Annotated in this window: 14 protein-coding genes and 2 pseudogenes; 6 read left to right on the top strand and 10 right to left on the bottom strand. The window is 44.1% G+C overall.

The features are described 5' to 3' along the window. Positions 1–277: 277 nt before the first annotated feature. Entirely contained in the window at positions 278–1,477 is a 1,200-nt protein-coding gene (locus K0I73_RS16135) for an aromatic amino acid transport family protein (protein ID WP_220062063.1), read from the top strand. A 173-nt stretch (positions 1,478–1,650) separates the two neighbouring features. Then, complete coding sequence (locus tag K0I73_RS16130) at positions 1,651–3,807, top strand: S46 family peptidase (RefSeq protein ID WP_220062062.1); 2,157 nt, start codon at positions 1,651–1,653, stop codon at positions 3,805–3,807. A gap of 988 nt (positions 3,808–4,795) precedes the next feature. On the opposite strand, the gene K0I73_RS16125 is transcribed toward K0I73_RS16130, so the two are convergent. Then, positions 4,796–5,083 carry a hypothetical protein gene (locus K0I73_RS16125; protein ID WP_220062061.1) on the bottom strand — a complete coding sequence of 96 codons (288 nt, stop codon included), beginning with the start codon at positions 5,081–5,083 and terminating at the stop codon, positions 4,796–4,798. A 217-nt stretch (positions 5,084–5,300) separates the two neighbouring features. Here K0I73_RS16125 and K0I73_RS16120 point away from each other — a divergent pair, with 217 nt between their 5' ends. Further along, positions 5,301–6,191, top strand: coding sequence for a tyrosine-type recombinase/integrase (locus tag K0I73_RS16120; RefSeq protein ID WP_220062060.1), 891 nt, complete (start codon positions 5,301–5,303; stop codon positions 6,189–6,191). Then, positions 6,188–7,285: an IS91 family transposase gene (locus K0I73_RS16115; RefSeq protein ID WP_220062059.1), complete on the top strand. Its 1,098-nt coding sequence runs from the start codon at positions 6,188–6,190 to the stop codon at positions 7,283–7,285. Before K0I73_RS16120 ends, K0I73_RS16115 begins: the two co-directional genes overlap by 4 nt. A 257-nt stretch (positions 7,286–7,542) precedes the next feature. On the opposite strand, the gene K0I73_RS16110 is transcribed toward K0I73_RS16115, so the two are convergent. The 3 genes from K0I73_RS16110 to K0I73_RS16100 all read right to left on the bottom strand — a co-directional run bounded on the left by K0I73_RS16110 (position 7,543) and on the right by K0I73_RS16100 (position 10,132). Then, on the bottom strand, positions 7,543–7,884 hold the full coding sequence (locus tag K0I73_RS16110; RefSeq protein WP_220062058.1) for a PDZ domain-containing protein: 342 nt from the start codon (positions 7,882–7,884) through the stop codon (positions 7,543–7,545). A gap of 72 nt (positions 7,885–7,956) precedes the next feature. Then, complete coding sequence (locus K0I73_RS16105; protein WP_220062057.1) at positions 7,957–8,241, bottom strand: DUF6881 domain-containing protein; 285 nt, start codon at positions 8,239–8,241, stop codon at positions 7,957–7,959. A gap of 1,024 nt (positions 8,242–9,265) precedes the next feature. Further along, the gene (locus K0I73_RS16100) at positions 9,266–10,132 is read right to left on the bottom strand and encodes an SDR family oxidoreductase (protein ID WP_220062056.1); all 867 of its coding nucleotides are present in this window, start codon (positions 10,130–10,132) and stop codon (positions 9,266–9,268) included. A gap of 141 nt (positions 10,133–10,273) precedes the next feature. On the opposite strand from K0I73_RS16100, the gene K0I73_RS16095 reads away from it, so the two are divergent. After that, the gene (locus tag K0I73_RS16095; RefSeq protein ID WP_220062055.1) at positions 10,274–10,819 is read left to right on the top strand and encodes a TetR/AcrR family transcriptional regulator; all 546 of its coding nucleotides are present in this window, start codon (positions 10,274–10,276) and stop codon (positions 10,817–10,819) included. A 323-nt stretch (positions 10,820–11,142) separates the two neighbouring features. On the opposite strand, the gene K0I73_RS16090 is transcribed toward K0I73_RS16095, so the two are convergent. Both K0I73_RS16090 and K0I73_RS19205 read right to left on the bottom strand, forming a co-directional pair. Then, a complete protein-coding gene (locus K0I73_RS16090) occupies positions 11,143–11,298 on the bottom strand; it encodes a cytochrome c3 family protein (protein ID WP_434086724.1) in 156 nt (51 codons plus the stop codon). A gap of 221 nt (positions 11,299–11,519) precedes the next feature. Beyond that, positions 11,520–11,774 (bottom strand): annotated as a pseudogene (locus tag K0I73_RS19205) (transposase); the annotation flags it as partial. Between K0I73_RS19205 and ltrA the strand changes: the two are divergent. Then, a pseudogene (gene ltrA / locus K0I73_RS16085) lies at positions 11,760–12,872 on the top strand (group II intron reverse transcriptase/maturase); the annotation flags it as partial. The pseudogenes K0I73_RS19205 and ltrA sit on opposite strands and share 15 nt — an antisense overlap. Positions 12,873–13,022: 150 nt before the next feature. On the opposite strand, the gene K0I73_RS16080 reads toward ltrA, so the two are convergent. The 4 genes from K0I73_RS16080 to K0I73_RS16065 all read right to left on the bottom strand — a co-directional run bounded on the left by K0I73_RS16080 (position 13,023) and on the right by K0I73_RS16065 (position 18,205). Beyond that, positions 13,023–13,331, bottom strand: coding sequence for a hypothetical protein (locus K0I73_RS16080; RefSeq protein WP_220062053.1), 309 nt, complete (start codon positions 13,329–13,331; stop codon positions 13,023–13,025). A 1,860-nt stretch (positions 13,332–15,191) separates the two neighbouring features. Next, entirely contained in the window at positions 15,192–15,917 is a 726-nt protein-coding gene (locus K0I73_RS16075; protein ID WP_220062052.1) for a pseudouridine synthase, read from the bottom strand. A gap of 12 nt (positions 15,918–15,929) precedes the next feature. Next, complete coding sequence (locus K0I73_RS16070) at positions 15,930–16,631, bottom strand: DUF998 domain-containing protein (protein WP_220062051.1); 702 nt, start codon at positions 16,629–16,631, stop codon at positions 15,930–15,932. Positions 16,632–16,861: 230 nt separating this feature from the next. Then, positions 16,862–18,205, bottom strand: coding sequence for a Na+/H+ antiporter NhaC family protein (locus tag K0I73_RS16065; RefSeq protein WP_220062050.1), 1,344 nt, complete (start codon positions 18,203–18,205; stop codon positions 16,862–16,864). Between the last annotated feature and the right edge of the window lie 313 nt (positions 18,206–18,518).

Genomic DNA, 18,518 nt, shown 5'->3' with positions numbered 1-18,518 from the left:
GTTAATGTGCCAAGCAGTCAAATTTACAGAGTAAGGTAGTGATGAAACAAACCTATCGATATTGTTACCGATTTATGCAGCCTCAAGGGCTTAGCTAGAGTATCGGTACACTATGTTAGCTAAGCTGTTGAGGCCAACCCAACTCGTACTTAGGCAGAGATGCAAAAGTTCGGTTAGGAGGCTAGCACTTAGTTTGTTTTTTTACTAATTCCCGCCTTTGCAGCCGTTCTAAATCTGACCTTCCCAAATAGATAATAATTAAAGACAGGACAATTTTGTGAACTTAAAAATGCTTGGCTCTATTGCCATAGTCGCTGGTACTGCAATTGGTGGCGGAATGTTGGCACTGCCGCTGGCAACCGCTTCATTAGGCACGATTCCCGCGTTACTTCTATTGGTATCCATTTGGGCCATATCCATTTATACCTCTTTGTTAATGTTAGAAATCAACCTGCGTGCAGGCGTTGGTTTAAACGTGCACGCCATTACAGGTAAAACATTAGGTAAAGTAGGCCAGTTACTCCAAGGTGGTTCCTTCTTAAGCCTGTTGTTCGCCTTGACTATGGTGTACCTGATGGGCGGTTCTTCGCTATTAAAATCTCGTTTTGAGCCTCTGGGTATTACCATGGACCATGAGTTCGCGGTGCTGCTTTTTACTGTGGTCTTCGGTGGTTTTATCGCCGTTGGTGTCTCTTGGATCGACAAAGTTTCTCGGGTGCTGTTTACCGCCATGGTTGCGCTCTTTATCGTCGTGGTGTTGTTTTTGCTACCTGAAGTGAGCCCTAGCTATATCTTGCGTGAATCGGCGAGTGAGATCGTATCAAAAGGTGAACTAGGTAACCTGTGGCTAGCGGCAATTCCTGTGGTCTTTACCTCATTCGGTTTCCATGTGTGTATTGCGACGATTGTGCGCTACTTGGATGGTGATGCTATGTCACTGCGTAAGGTGTTGATTATTGGCTCGACGATTCCATTAGTCTGTTACATCCTGTGGCTAATGGTGACCTTAGGTACGGTGGGTGGCGCGACGGTTTATGGGTTTGAAGGCTCATTGCCTAAATTGGTTTCGGCGCTTCAAGGTATCGCTCATTCGGCTATTTTGCAGCAGTGTATTGACCTGTTTGCTAACTTGGCGTTGATCACTTCCTTCCTTGGGGTAACCATGAGTCTGTTTGACTATATTGCTGAGCTGACTCGTGCTAAAGACGATGTTGGTGGCCGTATCATAACTTGGCTAGTGACCTTTGTACCGCCGTTATTGTGCGCGCTTTATTACCCCGATGGTTTTATTCAGGTGCTAGGGTTTGCGGCTATTCCATTAGTGGTGATGATTATTTTCTTGCCGATCGCTATGGCACTTAGTCAGCGTAAACAAGATCTTGGTGGTTACCAAGTGTGTGGTGGAAAGCCAGCGCTAATGGCATCAGCGGCGCTAGGATTAGTTATTATTGCTGCCCAGCTTTGGGTCGCCTTGTAATGACACAGTTGGTTACAACTCTATCCCTGTTTTAGGCAGGGTTGTCGCTGTGTGAGTTGTTAAAAATTGTGATAAAGTCGGGCATTAGCCCGGCTTTTTTTATGTTTGAAATTTAGGGTTTAACAATCATCATGATATCGATGAAATAACGATAACAAAACGGACTTAGCAAAATGAAAAAATTGATAATAACAGCAGCGCTGGTGGCCTCTTTTGCCGCACAAGCTGATGAAGGAATGTGGCAGCCCTATCAGTTACCCGCAATGGCGGATGAGCTAAAAGCAAAAGGATTAGAGATTGATGCTAAATCTATCTCAAAATTAACTGAATTCCCTATGAATGCTGTCATCAGTCTCGGTGGGTGTACCGCATCATTCGTGTCACCTAAAGGGCTGGTTGTGACTAACCATCACTGTGCTTATGGCTCTATTCAATACAACTCAACGCCGGAGAAAAACTTACTGCAAGATGGCTTCTTAGCAAAATCTTATGCTGACGAACTGCCTGCCACACCTGGATCTCGTATCTATGTCACCGAAGCCGTCACCAATGTGACCGACAAGGTTAAAGCGGGACAAGCAGAGAAAGTCGGTAACGATTTCTACCAAGGCATTGAAGCCAAAGAGAAAGCGCTGGTTGCAGAGTGTGAAGCGGAAGATGGCTATCGCTGTCAGGTATATAGCTTTCATGGCGGCTTAGAATACTACTTGGTTAAACAGCTTGAGATCCGCGATGTGCGCTTGGTGTATAATCCAGCGGCGAGCGTGGGTAAATATGGCGGCGATATCGACAACTGGATGTGGCCACGTCACACCGGTGACTTCTCTTTCTATCGTGGTTATGTGGCGAAAAATGGCAAGCCTGCCGACTTTAGCCAAGACAACGTGCCTTACGAGCCAAAGAGCTTCCTTAAAGTCTCGGCCAAAGGCGTGAGTGACGGTGATTTCGTGATGGTGGCTGGCTATCCTGGTCGCACTAACCGTTACCGCACCGCCAATGAAGTCGAAAACCAGTTCGAGTGGGCTTACCCAGAAGGTAAGATGCTGCGCGAACGCTTTATTGAGATCATTAAAGAAACCGCCCCAGAAGGCAGCGACGAGCGTATCAAGTATGAGAGCCTGATTGCTGGCTTGGCTAACTATGCCAAAAACTTCACCTCGATGATCGAGTTCTATGGCAAGTCGACCATGCTTGATGACCGTAAAGGGCGTGAAGCAGAGCTAACGGCTTGGATCAACAAAGACAGCGCGCGTCAGGCTAAATACGGCAAGACCATGGCTGAGCTCGATAAGCTGATCAAAGAGAGCCAAGATCACCAAGCGCGCGACATTATCTTAGGCTATCTGGGTTACACCACCATGTTGCCTACAGCACGAAATCTATATCGTTTAGCCAATGAAAAGCAGCTTGATGATATGGCGCGTGAGCCAGGTTATCAAGAGCGTGATATGACGCGCTTTAAGTCTGGTATGGAGCGTATCGATAGACGTTATGCGCCAAGTGTTGATAAAGCGGTTGTGCTCGATCTACTAACGCGTTACGCCGCATTGCCAGCCGATGAGCGTATCCCTGCACTCGATAAAGCATTTGGTCTGGGTAAGAAGTTCGATGCCGCTAAGCTGAGCAAAACCTTAGACAAGATGTATGCTAAAACCAAACTTGGTAATAAAGAAACCCGTCTCGCTTGGATGGACAAATCGGTCAGTGACTTTAAAGCCTCTAACGATCCGTTCATTAAGTTTGCGGTAGCCATGTACGACACAGATATGGCCCAAGAGAAGCAAGAGAAAGAGTTAGCCGGTAAGTTAATGAAGGTGCGTCCTCAGTATATGGATGCCATCATCGCTTACAACAAAGAGCTAGGTAAGCCTGTTTATGCCGATGCTAACTCAAGCCTGCGTGTGACTGTGGGTCATGTGAAAGGTTACTCACCACAAGATGGCTTGCAGGCTGTGCCATTTACCCGCCTTGAGGGGATTTTGGCTAAAGATACTGGCGCAGATCCATTCGATGCACCTAAGAAGCAGCTTGAGTTAATTAAGCAGAAGCAGTACGGCGATTTCTACGTGAAATCAATTGACTCTGTGCCTGTTAACTTCCTATCGACCTTAGATACAACGGGCGGTAACTCTGGTTCGCCAACACTAAACGGCCGCGCCGAGCTAGTCGGTCTACTGTTCGACGGTGTGTATGAGAGCATCATTGGTGATTGGGGTTACGATACCGACACCAACCGCTCTATTCAGGTCGACAGCCGTTACATGCTATGGGTGATGAAGTATCTGGATCATGCCGATAACCTGTTGGCAGAAATGGAGATTGTTCATTAATTTTAGCGATTAGTGAGGGCGCTTTAGTTACTTTATGGAGTAACAGGCGCCAGTTATTGAAAGGGCTTAGATGAAAATCTAAGCCCTTTTTTGCGTTAAAGGGTGACCTTCTTTGTGATTAATTGAAATTCATTACCCTTGTTTTAGCGGTAGCCGTTACTGTTATTAATTGCCTGCGGCAGGCCATATGTGCAGATACGCTAGTGAGACGCCGCAAGTACATCCCTGTAGACTCTGCGGTGACTTCCCTGTCACGGAAGCTTACCAGCGTATCTACACCCGACTTTTCATCTCTTCGATTTAGCTGTATTGGAGCATTAGGTAAGTTAAAATCAAATCACTTTTGGACAAAAGTGGATTTACCTTCGAATGAAGGTGTTGGCATTTTTGGCTTATAACATTTGGCTGAATTGGTTTTTGGTATGGCTGATGGTAGCGTTAACCTTCATTGTTTTGAATCGCTTGCAGCAGGCCTCATGTGCAAACACATTTGTGACGCGCTACGAGCACTTCCATGTGAGCTCTACCTCGGCGTCCATGCCTCGGAAGGTCACAACTGTGTTCACACCGAGTTTTCTATCTCTTCGATTTGACCTTACTGGTACCTCTTGGGCAATCACAAGTTAACTCATTTCTGGACATTTCTGCGTTAGGACTTTTGCTCTACTATGTGAGTTTAAGAGTAATATTTCTATGGCATTTTGAATATCAATTTCTTTGGCAGAGTCACAGAAATACAAAGTGTATCTGCCTGATTTTTCATCTTCGACAAGATATTCATAATCGATATCAAAATGTTCAGCCAAGACATCCTCGATGTAATCTCGATGTTCCAATCATCTAGGTCTAAAACCAAGCCTTGCTCAGGATCAATTTTTAGCTCTAATTTTCGCCTTAGATTACTCATGCTTGATTGATTCTTAACGCCGTTTTAAGCGGCGAGCAAGCTGCTACGAGTCCGACTTGATAACCCTTGTTATGTGGCGAATTAACCGCACTCTAGTTTGAAAACATTCACAGGCCATATAAATGTAAATAAAAGTGCCTTGAAAAAATTTTCAGTACCACAGAGCAATGATGTATTTTCTACTGATAATTTTAATTTAGGACTTCGGCACCAATCAATTTTTACGAAAATTTCGCTACCCTCAGAATATTCAAACTCTAATTCGGTTCCTCTTTTTAAATGTCCAATTACTTTGCCGTCCAATACGACTTTCATTTTCCGAAAAATACCGTATGAATGAGAAGAACTTCTCCTGATCTTAATCTTCATGAGTTAGGCCTCCTAGCCACATGATGCCCAAATAATGGGCAAAAAATAGTTGGTTAAAATAGCGATGCAGGAGCAAAATCAACTGTTTTTTGTCCTGTTAATTTGCTTGTTGAACGAAGCCGCTACGCGGCAGAAGAGATAACAAGCCTCTTTGCTTTTCCATCCTAAATACTTTCTAGAGGCGTTCCATTTGGAGCGCTAACCTAGGAGTATTGTCATGAACACATCCGAACAACAACGCTTTGATTTTCTTTATGAACAACATCTTACCAACTTAACCCTACAAGGCAAGCGACCCGCAACCATCGGCGCTTATAGTCGTGCAGTCAGGCGTATTGCGAACTACTTTGATTGTTGCCCCGATAACCTATCTACTGATGATTTGAAGCGCTACTTTGCCGATTTAATCGCATCACACTCATGGAGCACTATTAAACTTGACCGTAACGGCCTGCAGTTTTTTTACCGTCATGTTCTCAATCAGGAGTGGCAGTGGCTCAACATCGTCAAGCCGCCACCGGTAAAACGTTTGCCCGATATTCTAACCCCTGCTGAAGTCGCTATCGTCATTAGCCTCACTCATCAACTGCGTTATCAGGTGTTCTTTTTGGTGCTCTACAGCATGGGGCTTAGGCTTGGCGAAGGTATTTCACTGCAGGTGGGGGATATCGATTCACAGTTAATGCAGGTGCATATTCGTAACGCTAAAGGCGGTAAAGATAGGTTGGTTCCGTTGCCTAAACGTACTTTACTAGCACTGCGTTATTACTGGAAAACCCATCGCCATCCCCGCTACCTGTTTCCCGGTAAAGATAACAAGTCTGACTCATTGATAGACAAAGGTGGGATCCAAAAAGCGCTAAAACGCGTCATTGCTGAGTGCAACATTCATAAATCCATCAGCCCGCATAATCTACGCCATAGTTATGCTACACACCTGCTAGAACAAGGGCTAGATCTGCGCTCTGTTCAAAGCCTGCTCGGCCATAACAGCCTTAATACCACTGCTCGATATACACGACTTCCCCAGATCACTCGCAAGAACACCGTCGAGGCAATTAACTTGCTGACAGAGGGGTTAGCGCTGAAGTGGGAGTGTGGCGTATGAAGTTCATCGATATTTTACGTGACCATCTAGATGCGTTTAATCAGGCATACGAGCAACAGATAACAACCGCGATGCGACAAGCCATTTATTCGATGCTCAGCTGTCGCACCAATACTGAACGCACGAGTCATTGGGCCTGTCAGAGTTGTACTCATACCACTGATTATCCACTCTCATGTGGTCACCGGAGCTGCCCTCTATGCCAGCACAACACCACGACAGATTGGCTCAACAAGCAGCAAGCTAAACTACTGCCCGTTGAGTATTACATGGTGACTTTTACCCTACCTTTTGAGCTTCGAGTCATTGCAAAACATCAACCTGAGTTGAGCTATCAAGCTATGTTTTCTGTAGCTGCCAGCGTGCTAAAAGCATTCGCAAAAAACTCAAAGCAACTCGGTGGAGAGGTTGGCTTTACTGGCGTACTGCATACCCACAACAGGCGTAGAGACTACCATCCGCATATTCACTTCATCATTCCCGCAGGTAGCTTCAACAAAGCCAAAAATCAGTGGTTGAAAAGCAGAGGTAAATATCTGTTCAACGCTTTTAATCTCGCCACTGTGTGGAAAGCAAGATTGCTTAAACAACTGACCGAAAAACTCAACATCATGTTACCAGAACACCTGCCTAAGAAGTGGGTAGTCGATTGCCTGCATGTGGGCAAAGGCTTACCAGCTCTAAAGTACCTGTCCCGATACCTCTATCGCGGTGTATTACCCGATAAGGATATTATCAGCGACATAGATGGCCAAGTCAGCTTTAAGTATCAAGACAGCCAGAGTAAAACGACAAAAATACGTACCTTAGCTACGGTGAAGTTCTTATGGTTAGTGCTGCAACACGTATTACCCAAAGGGCTACGACGAGTCAGAGATTATGGCTTGTTGCAAGGTAGCAGTCGAAAGATCCGTCAGCAGATCCAGCTAATGCTTGCGGTTGCTGGTGCGCTGCCTCAAGTAGTAGGAAGTCTGGAAGTGCCAGAGCTAAAGCGTACTGTGGTGAACCGCACTTGTCCTTGCTGCCGTCAGCCGATGCGCTTCATGGGCATTCATCTCAACAGACGACCGACGAGTTCAATGTTCACAGCCTAGCGCAGGAAGAATAAGGATAACGGTAACACTGAGTTAAAAGAAGGGGAGTAAATACAACACACTGATATAGCGGGACTTGTCTAATTGGCTGCTTTGCTAAGGGCTAGATATGTTCTGGTGAAAACAAACTACTGACCAATCATTCAAACAGACCGAACTCTCGATCTGTTATTTACAATTAAAGGTATCAATCGGGCTTGTTCAACACTCGGGATAAGGACGCGGCTGCGCGCGGCCTATCCTTATTTGTTAGGTTTTTACTCACCGACATGGATTTTCAGCAAAACTTCACTTCCATCTAAGTTTTTGACAAGCAATGGTAATATTTCACCTGTTTCTTTATCCATTAGTTTTTTAGCTTTAGCCGCTGGACAGCCAGGAATCTTGCAACCATCAAGTTCAATAACTAATTGACCCACTGTAACTCCAGCTTTTTCTGCTGGGGATCCAGAATGAACTTCATTAATTTTAAACTCGGTTATTTCAGGACTAAAGAATCCATCAACAGACACACCTGCGGCAATTCCAATTTTACCTTCTGCGAAAGCTGCAAATGGTAAAAACAAACTAATTAATATAATCTTCCTAATTGAATTCAAAAGCCTTACTCCTTTAAAAACCTAACGCTTTTAGCAGGCGCGCCGCTTTTTGGCGTCGCTTGCCTAAACTTGTTAAGAGCTACTTGGCACATACTCTTGCCAAAGCAACTCGAATTGCTTTTTTGATATTGTTTTCCCCCGAAACTCTTGTTGTGAGTTTATTTCTTCTAAGGGCGGCACAACATCAGTACCTAGCCTCGTATTGAGGCTTTCTGTTGATTCGAAAGCAAAGCCAACTGAGCCATCAGGAAAGAACTCCAATTTTCTTGTTTCGTAATCATCCGCTCCAATTTCTGAGACAAGCCTTGTAGGCTCATCTTTGAAATCATGCTTCCACTCTACGTCTATGTATCTCATAGGCTCTTAACGATTTAGTTCACGAGCCGAAGGTCTCGTGTAACGGCTTGTTCTTTACTTTCGGAGAGAGGAGGTTATCGCTACTCAATCCGTGAGCTCTTATTCCATGCCCTTGGGGCTTAATTTATGCCCCCTGCGGCGTGAGGGAAGCATCGCTGCTTTACTTGAAGTCAATTGCAGGTCTCTTTGAAAGCTTCGCTTTACGAGCCTTAGCAAGTGCCTTCAAGCTATCATAAATGAGGCGTTTCTTCCATCGCGTTTGGCTCTATCTATTCCTTCGGCTAGACTTAAATATCACTTCTTTTTTGCTAAAAATCGTCTACCGCAGGTCAAGAACATTTTATTAGTGCGCATGCGCGTTTACCTCGTTGGACCAGTGAAAACGCGCACAGCTAACTATCTGTATGTAATGAACTTATCAGCATTTTGCTAAATATACCATCTAGAAAAACGCGCATGCGCGTTTTCCAAACCTATTATCTCAAATCGTGAATACATAACTGATTGATAAAAAATAATTATATGAATTAGTACATGTACAAACGCGCAATGGGGCAAAATAACCCAGCCTTTAGATTCGCTACTAGCTCCAAATACCGCCAAATCGAAGAAGCGTTAGAGATAGGTGTAAGCGCAGTTTTGGCCTTCGAAATTATGGCCGAAAATGTTCCAGACATTTTTCGGCATTCCCTACATCCATATAGGTCAGATGAAACTGCAGAGCAGCCAGGGCCAATTTTAGTTGACCACTACAATTCTGGCATTTCCTCCTCCTTGGAGGTCAGAGGGCGCACAGCGTGCCACCGGCGTATCTGCACATACGTCGTTCTTTCACATCCATGCAGATCAGAAGATGCATCCAATTACCTAACAGGGTAAGTTAAACTGAGGAAACGGCTCAAGGAGTAGGTGTCTTGACTCTAGATCTTAAAGAGAGAAAACCGCAACCTTTTACAGGCCCTTGTCAGTTTGGCTGGAATCAAATGACTTTTGCTCTGGGTTGGAAGAACATTTGTTTTTGCCACTACGACTCGTTTTCTGAGAGTTCATTAAAGTAACCCTTAAGTCGATGGCAACCATGTTGGGGAGCAATGGCATCGCTTTCCAACATGGTTAAGAAAAACTCAGCTGGCCCACCCCATTTTTCAGGTAACCGTTTGACAATATTAAGTGATAAAAGGCGTAAGCTGTCAGGTAAGTGAGTCACTCGTTCTGGTTTGTGTAATGAATTAAAAGCCAAAAGTGCTATCTCATTGACAGACAGCACATCAGGTCCGCCAACTGCTAACTCGGTTTCAGTCTTATCTATAGCTTCTAGACAGAAGTTAGCGAGATCCTCGCCGTGAATAGGGTTCAGGCGAACGTTTCCATCTCCAAAAGCATATACTCTACCTGCTTTTGCCATGTTGTAAATCTCTGTTATATCAGAAAAAAATCCGTTTGGACGAATCACGCATGGCACTATATCGTTAGATTTCAACAGTATATTTGCAAAGCGCTCTTTTGCACTCAATAGCCTAACTTGTGGGTACTTTTGTGCATTGAAAGCAGATACATAGATAAACTTTTTTACTCCAGCGCGCTTGGCTTCTTCGAGTAGATTAAGGTTGGCTTGATAATCCACATCCATATAGCTAAGGCCATCTTTTTGCCGAGTGATACCTAAGCATGAAATCACCACATCGACGCCATCGCATACTCCGCGCACTTCATCTGGATTGGTGACTTGCGCCAATAACACTTGAGACTCATCTAAACCTATATCGAGTAGCTTTTCCTTGCTTCTTGCGAATGCGATGAAATCGGCTTTTTTGAACAGTAATTGCTCAATAATATGCTTGCCTAGATAGCCTGTAGAACCCGCAACGAGTATTCGAGGATTTGTTTTCATCGCCAAAAACCTTATTTAGACCAGGTGGTCTTTATAAGTTAATGCATTCGCCATTTAAGGTAAAGGGTTTTATAGTCCGGTTGGTCTAATAAATGTGAGTTGTGATATAGTTTGTAGAACTTAGATAATCGAGATCAATAGATGCCTAAAATTGTCGACCATGACAAAAAAAGACAAGAGATTGCGCTAAAAGCCACCGAAGTGTTCCTTGAATTTGGCTATAAAAATGTTGGAATGAGACAGTTATGTGAACAACTCGGGATGAGCAAAAGCGCCGTTTACCATTACTATAAAAGTAAAAATGAGCTATTCCGAGCTGCGACAGAGGCGAGTGTGAATTTTGATGCAAATGTCTTGTTTGAACGGCCAGCGTTGCCTGACGCTAGCGACGAGCAGCGCATTGAAAATTTTATATTAATATTTAATCAGATAGCGCCTCGATTCTTCCAGGAAATGAAGTTGGTCTTCGATTATATCGATGTTATTGGGCAAGAAAACGTAGCGAGTGATCCATGCATGTTACTCGCCAATCAAAAGTATATGTCTATGTTAGAGCGGTACGTCTCTCTAGAGCACCGAGCTTCATTGTATACCTTGATGTTAGGCTTATTAAGCACACAAACCATGAACGGTAAGCCCCTTAATGAGAGCCACATTGTTGAGCAAGTTAGGAAAGTGCTCGCCTAATGTGACTGCACCATTGCATAAGGGGCAACTGTGCACACCTCGGTTGAAGTAAAAGCGTCAGCCATAAGGAAAGGACGACCTTCATGGCCACTCAGCAGATAAGAATGTTCTCAAACGTAACCGAAGCAAGTGGATGGAGCACTAACAAACTGAGCTACTTAGCAGTTAAGCAGAGGGGAGCTGGATAAAAGGGCAATCAGTTGCATTTGTGGAAAATGGGAGATACTGGAGTGTGAGTTATTGAGCTCAGCGTTATAAAAAAACCACCCTTTAACGCGGGTGGTTTTTATTGTAGATGAAGTGGTTAAATGCTCTTAGCCAGCTTACGGTACTACGAAGTTAAAACGAGCGTGACAACCTTCACAGTAGTTTTGTGATTTTTCGTGAACGTTATGACAGTTGCTACAAGTGGTTTCTGTGTCAAAGTGACGGTTTTTATGTGGGTTAGTTGGCTGCATATTTGCCGTTTTCTTTGCCAGTTTAGTAAGTTATTAGCCAGCCATTGCTAATCAACAACATAACGAGCTAAAAGCGCGATTTCAATACTTAGTCGTATTCTTATCATGAATCCTCCTCGCGAAAGAGAACCTTCTATCGAAATTTGTAGGAAATGATGAAATTTGGTTGAAATAGCTTTCTAATAAGTGCAGATGGTTAACTCAGCAATTTCGTCTAAGGAAAGTCGATGTTTTTGTAACATTTAGAGTGAGTGGTTTTGCATATACTTGCAGCTGCTTGAAAAGTGCCGTCGTCGCTTGTTGAGGTGTTCGCAGTATCGGCTAAATTCCTCCAATGTACCAACAGGGCCGTGGAACAATTGACCAAACTCCGTGACAATTTTGAGCCAATTTGCTGACGGTATATTCAAGCGACTGAGGATGTTTTCTGCACTCGACGAAATAACTCCACGTTTGTCACTACGAATAACTCTGCCTGTCTCATCAACCATGGGCAAGGTGAATACCAACCTTCAGCGGTCAGGCGTGTTGAGATCGACAAACCCGATGGCGGTAAACGCAAATTGGGGAGCCCAAATGTCATTGACCGTGTCATACAGCAAGCGATTGCGCAAATACTCACGCCACTGTTTGACCCATTCTTCTCGACCAACAGCTTTGGTTTTAGGCCGAACAGAAATGCCAAACAAGCGGTACTGCAAGTAAGGGATATCATCAAACAGAAACGCAAATTTGCCGTCGATGTTGATCTGTCTAAGTTCTTTGACCGAGTTAATCATGATCTCTTGATGACTCAACTTAGGAGCAAGGTGCAGGATAAGCGTCTGTTGGCGCTTATTGGTAAATACCTTCGAGCTGGTGTGATGGTCAATGACCAATTTGAAGTAAGCTTTGAAGGCGTGCCTCAAGGCGGTCCACTCTCGCCATTACTATCAAACATTATGTTGGATAGTCTGGATAAAGAGCTGGAAAGCCGAGGGCATAAATTCGCCCGCTACGCGGACGACTTTATCATTTTGGTAAAGTCTATTCGAGCGGGAGAGCGGGTACTCAAGAGCATTACTCAATACCTTGCGACTAAGCTAAAACTGGTTGTTAATGAACAGAAAAGCCAAGTGGTTAAGGTAGGTCAAAGCAAGTTTCTTGGGTTTACATTTAACCGAGGTAAGATCCAGTGGCATGCTAAAACATTGCACATTTTCAAACAAAAGATGAGACGGCTGACGAACCGAAACTGGGGTGTAAGCATGGGTTATCAGCTGTTTAAAGTGCGGCAATACATGCAAGGCTGGATAAACTACTTTGGCATAGCTAACGCTTACCAAGGGTGTGTCAAACTCGATCATTGGATCCGTCGTCGAGTACGTATGTGCTACTGGCGTCAGTGGCGAAAACCACGGACTAAGGTGCAGAACTTACTTAAACGTGGCGTCAGGATCCAATCAGCTGTTGCTTGTGGGATCACAAGTAAAGGGCCGTGGCGAAGCTCGAAAACACCGGGGATACAGCAAGCACTGAGTAATGATTATCTTAAGAAGGCGGGATTATATTCACTGAGAGATGGATGGATCGCAGTTCACTCTCGAAACCAAGAAGCTAACCAGAAAGTTTCGTTAGGCGTTCTAAATGAACCGCCTTCAGCTCTGGCATCCTGCTTCGCCCTACCTCCTAATCCATTTAGTCGTGTGCGGAGCCGCATGCAGGGTGGTGTGGGGGCTGGAGGCTAGATACCTCCGGCTACCCGATTAAGTGTTTTTCACATTACATATTTCTGTCTTTGTTTGCTCTGGAACATTAACCCAAACTGTGGAATTTGACAGCCTTAATGTAATGGCCAATCCAGAAGCTGCAACACTGACAATTTGCTTAAACCAGTCTGTGTTAGTCCATTTTCTTGGTACGGGAGCTTTGAAACCTTTTGCTTCATTATCCCAATAAACTTCAGCTGCCTCTCGATAAATATATTGATACATAGGCTTGCCGCCGCTAGCAAGCACGACAAACATTTCACCATTTTCTAATATTTCAATTTTAGATATTTCTTCGATTTCCATAGTGACACTTAACGCCCGCCTCACCGCGCAAATTTTTGATGGCGGCTTTTGTGCGTCTTTTTGCACAAAAGGTGACAGCGGAAATTTGTCCGGTGGAGCCGTTGGTTATGTGATAGCTTGATCATTACACTACTCCAATGGCTTTAAGGAAAACATAAATAAACAAAGCCACATATTACCCAGCATGATACAACCATAAATTGCATTTCTAGCAAATGAAGGAACATCGCCCGAGTAATAAAGATACCAAATTATTATTAGCTGAAGTACAGCACCAAACAGTGCTAACCAAAAAAAACTTTCTCTCGTTTCTAACCCTGGAATTGTGAATATAACAAACCCCACAGCAAAAACAGTTAGTAAAGAAACTAAACTATAAAAGATAACACTGCTGACTCTACGGAAACGGCTATATGATTTATTGAGTATTTTCTCTCTAAATTTTTGCAATTTATCTCGTTTTCCCATGTAGGATTATATTCACATTTTATTAGTGCGCATGCGCGTTTATCTCGTTGGACCAGTGAAAACGCGCACAGTTAACTATCTGTATGTAATGAACTTATCAGCATTTTGCCGCTTTTCATATAAGTAATCCATCAGGAAAAACGCGCATGCGCGTTTTCCAAACCTATTAACTAAAAATCTATCACCATAGTTAATTGATTTTATGGGATTTTATTTATTGCGAATGGAATTGGTGCGCACTGATTTTGTCTAAAATTTATACCAAAAAATCTAAATTTAAATACGACTGTATACCCATACATTATTAGCCGATTTCTGGTAAGGCCAAACACTAGGTAAATGGATGAGATTTTGTATGGCACAAAAGTAGGAATTTTCGATTGAGATAACGAGTCGAAACACGGAATTGGGGCAAAGCTTCTTAGCTTTTAATTCTCAAGTCACACCAAACACGGTCAAATCGAAGAGATAAAATGACCCAGTGTAAGCGCGGTTTTGGCCTTCGAAATCATGGATGATTTCGCAGAGCCCACATGGATGTGCTGGCGGCGTGCCAAAAGAGTGCTTGCACATTCCTCGCCGGACAGGCGTTCAGTAACAGCGAAGGTACGACCTTCAAGCTCACTTAACCCATTCCCACCCAGCCAAACGCTACATAAGCTAATCCAGAAAATGCCAAACCTTCATTCCAAGGCTACCAAACTTTGGGGCAAAAGCTTCTTAGCTTTTTACTCGCCACTCACACCAAATGAAGCTAAATCGAAGAGAGAAAATAACCTAGTGTAGATGCAGCTGCGGACGTTGATGGCAGGGATGCCATCGTCGAGCCTCCAAGGATGGATTCACAACGATATCCCTATCTAAAAGCCAGTTCGACAATCCCTGTCTCTCGTTCGCAAGCATATGGCTGTTGCCAAGCTCTCCGTGGAGCAGAAGTATCTGCACATACCCTCCCAGAGAAGCGATAGATAACAATAAAGGAATAACCTTCATACAAACTAACCAATGCCAACTCAGCCAGAAGCTAAACCCAAAAATGCAATCGGCCTTCATTCGAAGGCTAGCTAACTTTTGGGGCAAAAGCTTCTTAGATCTTAATTCTCAAGTCACATCAAATACCGTCAAATCGAAGAGAGAAAATCACCTAGTGTAAGCGCGGTTTTGGCCTTCGAAATCATGGCCGAAAATGTTCCCGACATCTTGCGGCATTCCCTACATCCATGTAGGTCTGATGATTTCGTTAAGCGGCCAAGTATGGCTTTATAGCATCCCGAAGCCGCATCTGCACATTCGCTCATCGCAGGTGATAGATTGCCATGACGGTACATCTTCAAAAATACGGCGAAAATGTAATGAAGCCTGCCGCTACTCAAGAAAATACAGATGTTTACCCTATGTTTGATGCTTGATCAAACCTTTGAGCGATGACTCTTCCGCACACGTTAGGGGGCGCATCTCTCCTGCTGGCAGTTCACCAAGCTGTAATGATTCGATAGCGATTCGTTTAAGGTCAATCACCTTATAGCCAAGAGCCTGACTCATGCGTCTTATTTGTCGATTAAGCCCTTGAGTTAGGATGATTTCGAAACAGGTATCGCTAAGTCGCCGAGTTTGGCAAGGTTTAGTCAGCACTGATCTGTAGCTCACGCCTGCGGCCATCTTATTAAGAAAATCATCGTTAAAAGGGCTGTCTAAACAGACCTCATAGGTTTTACTGTGGTGATAATCGGGATGCATTAGCTGCTGGGTTAGATAACCATCATTGGTGAGCAGCAGTAATCCATGAGAATCTTTATCTAAACGCCCCACAGGATAGAGGCGCGGCTGCCTTGGCAGCAAGTGAATCAGACTCGACGGATCATCTGGTAATAACCGACAATCGGTGCCCACCTGCTTGTTGAAGAGCCAATACTCTTTTGCTTCAATTGCGGCAAGGGATTGTCCATCGACACAGACATGTTGGACGGGCTGAATGCCATGAGTTGTCGTTATTAGCGAGATGCTATCGATATGATTGGCAACTCTACCGTCGATAGTGATTCGTGCGTCACGGATAAGACGGGTTGCGGCGCGACGTGAGCTGAGCCCGGTTAGGGCGATATATTGGGCTAAACGCATTGAAAACTCACGCTAATAGCTGGCGGTCAATTGGTTGACTATCGATTTTTGATAGCTCTGCCGTGCCAGCTTTTTAATGGTTAAGGCCAGCATGATACACCAAACCATCACTAGGTTGGTTTGACACCACATGACTAATGATACGGCACAGATCTCTGTCTCTTGATGGGTACATGGCGAAAAGTCCAATATGCTCCAATTGAGCATCAGTGCTAATAATGATGCCGAGATAAACCCTAATAAACTGACGCCAAAGAGCGGCAGTGGACAGATATCTTTATGATTGAGGCGCGAACAAAGGGTCAAAAAGTAAAGTATTAAAGTGGATATCAAAAAAACTGTCGAAAACAGCCTATGTTCAAAGAGGTAGTTGATGGGATAGATCCCAATCAAGATAATAAATGCCCCAACGGTAAACCCTGCAATTGATATATAGTTGCCAAAATGACCGAGGCGCAGCTGCTGAAGACCATACATGGCCAGTAAAATACAGATCCCCGCCAAGATGAGTCCCATATTGAAGATATAGGCTAATGGAGAGTCTATATAGTTACCTAAAAAATCGGGTCGCTGATTAAACACCAAGCTGCCAATTTGCAGGTATTTGGCAATGAGACTGATGCTGAGACCTAAGGCTGAGACTATTGCCCCAGCTAAGGCCGTAAATATCACCATGCGGTGGAAGTCATAATTGATTGGGTAGTAAGCTGCCATAGAGTCGCCAGTTATTCTTGTTATATAAAAAAGGAGCGCAATAATTGCACTCCTTTGATAAACCTGGCGCTTTTGGTCATGATCGCTAGCGAGTTAAATCACTCTGCCAAGATCGTGTTACGTCATACTGCGCCATTGGTGATATCCCTATGGCTACAGTCTAAGCGATAGTAAGCGATTGTGAAACTATATCTTGAAGCTTATGTCTCACAGTCTCTTTATATTAGTGCTTAATGACGTTTACGAAAGCTCACTATTGCTACAGCGACAACAGCTAACACCATGCAGTACCAGGCATGAGCTACGGCTTCTAATGGACTAATGGCAAAGGTTGAGGCGATCAATAGTGCTTGTGCGCCGTAAGGGATCAACCCCTGCACGATACAGGAGAAGATATCCAAAATACTGGCGGCTCGCTTTGGCGTTACATTGTGCTTTTGTGCCAGTTCTTTCGCGATATCCCCAGTGACGACAATTGATACTGTGTTATTGGCAACACAGGTATTGGTCATGGCGACAATGCCCGCCATACCTAGCTCTGAAGCGCGAGTAGAGGCTTCGCCTTTCGCCTTAGAAAAACGAGTGATTAACTTTTCAATCTGTTTACTGACAAAAGCCAATCCACCTTGCTGTTGCATCAATGCGGCTAAACCACCGACTAACATTGAGAGAATAAAGATCTCCTGCATGTTAGAGAAACCACTATAGATATCTTGGCCAAATTGGATCACACCATAGTCCATGGTGAGCAAGCCTGTAACACCCGCGAGTAAAATACCAAGGGTTAACACCACAAATACGTTAAGGCCTGAGACGGCAAGGATTAAGATGGTGAGGTAAGGGATCACCTTGATAAAGTCAATCTCTTGTGCGGCTACATCTGCCTGACCTTGACCCGCTAAGGTGAAGATCACTAAGGTGATGATTGAGGCTGGAATGGCGAAGATAAGGTTTTCTTTGAACTTATCTTTCATCTCACAACCTTGTGTCCGAGTAGACGCAATGGTGGTGTCAGAGATGATCGAAAGGTTATCACCAAAAAGTGCACCAGAAATTACCGCGCCAGCCATAACTGCATGATCAATTTGCGCTTCGTTGGCAACGCCGAGTGCAATAGGTGCCACGGCTGCTATGGTGCCCATTGAGGTGCCCATTGCGGTAGCGATAAAAGCGGCGATAACAAAGAACCCTGGAAGTAATAGATTCGATGGCACCAAGGATAAGCCTAAAGCGACAGTAGCATCGACGCCACCAGTGGCTTTAGCTACAGAAGCAAAGGCCCCTGCGAGTAAGTAGATAAGGCACATGGCAATAATATTGGAGTGGCCAATGCCTGCAATAAAGGTCTCTATGCTTTTATTGAGCTTTTGTTTAGAGATCACCAATGCCAAGATGATCGCCGGTAGGATCGCGATCACGCTGGGTAATTGATAGAAAGCGAAATCGACCCCCTGACTTTGGAAATAAACCCCTGCACCAATAAATAGTGCTAAGAATAGAAATAATGGCAGCAAGGCAATAAAGGAAGCCTGCGTTTTAGTCGCTGATTGATGGGCATGTGTCGAAGTTGTCAATGTGATCTCTCTTTTTCACTTAAACGTCTCATTGATGAGTACGTGTCTTTAAAATCAGATGTGCACCAATGGTTCCCACGCCCTCCTTGCTGGAACATTTCGTTTAAAACGAAATGGGTCATCTCAATAGGTGAGAGGATATGAGATTGAGAGACTTCTGTCAATTTAGACGTCTAGATGTTTTTACTTCCAAATGTTTTGTTGCTGTTAAATTAGTGGTAACCACGCTTTAACAAACCAATTAAGTTATAGCTTAACTTGCCTAGCTTAAATCAATAGTTCAAATGTTTTATTGCAGTAAGACTGCGACTTA

Origin of the sequence: Shewanella mesophila (genome assembly GCF_019457515.1) — a bacterium.
Lineage (GTDB): Bacteria > Pseudomonadota > Gammaproteobacteria > Enterobacterales > Shewanellaceae > Shewanella > Shewanella mesophila.
The sequence above is the reverse complement of the archived record's forward strand: the minus strand, read 5'-3'. Positions and strand labels throughout refer to the sequence as shown.

What these genes read in the sequence shown, in the direction of transcription:
- K0I73_RS16130 (WP_220062062.1), top strand. Translation starts at nt 1,651, where the DNA reads ATGAAAAAATTGATAATAACAGCAGCGCTGGTGGCCTCTTTTGCCGCA.
- K0I73_RS16125 (WP_220062061.1), bottom strand. Translation starts at nt 5,083, where the DNA reads ATGAAGATTAAGATCAGGAGAAGTTCTTCTCATTCATACGGTATTTTT.
- K0I73_RS16120 (WP_220062060.1), top strand. Translation starts at nt 5,301, where the DNA reads ATGAACACATCCGAACAACAACGCTTTGATTTTCTTTATGAACAACAT.
- K0I73_RS16115 (WP_220062059.1), top strand. Translation starts at nt 6,188, where the DNA reads ATGAAGTTCATCGATATTTTACGTGACCATCTAGATGCGTTTAATCAG.
- K0I73_RS16105 (WP_220062057.1), bottom strand. Translation starts at nt 8,241, where the DNA reads ATGAGATACATAGACGTAGAGTGGAAGCATGATTTCAAAGATGAGCCT.
- K0I73_RS16100 (WP_220062056.1), bottom strand. Translation starts at nt 10,132, where the DNA reads ATGAAAACAAATCCTCGAATACTCGTTGCGGGTTCTACAGGCTATCTA.
- K0I73_RS16095 (WP_220062055.1), top strand. Translation starts at nt 10,274, where the DNA reads ATGCCTAAAATTGTCGACCATGACAAAAAAAGACAAGAGATTGCGCTA.
- K0I73_RS16080 (WP_220062053.1), bottom strand. Translation starts at nt 13,331, where the DNA reads ATGGAAATCGAAGAAATATCTAAAATTGAAATATTAGAAAATGGTGAA.
- K0I73_RS16075 (WP_220062052.1), bottom strand. Translation starts at nt 15,917, where the DNA reads ATGCGTTTAGCCCAATATATCGCCCTAACCGGGCTCAGCTCACGTCGC.
- K0I73_RS16070 (WP_220062051.1), bottom strand. Translation starts at nt 16,631, where the DNA reads ATGGCAGCTTACTACCCAATCAATTATGACTTCCACCGCATGGTGATA.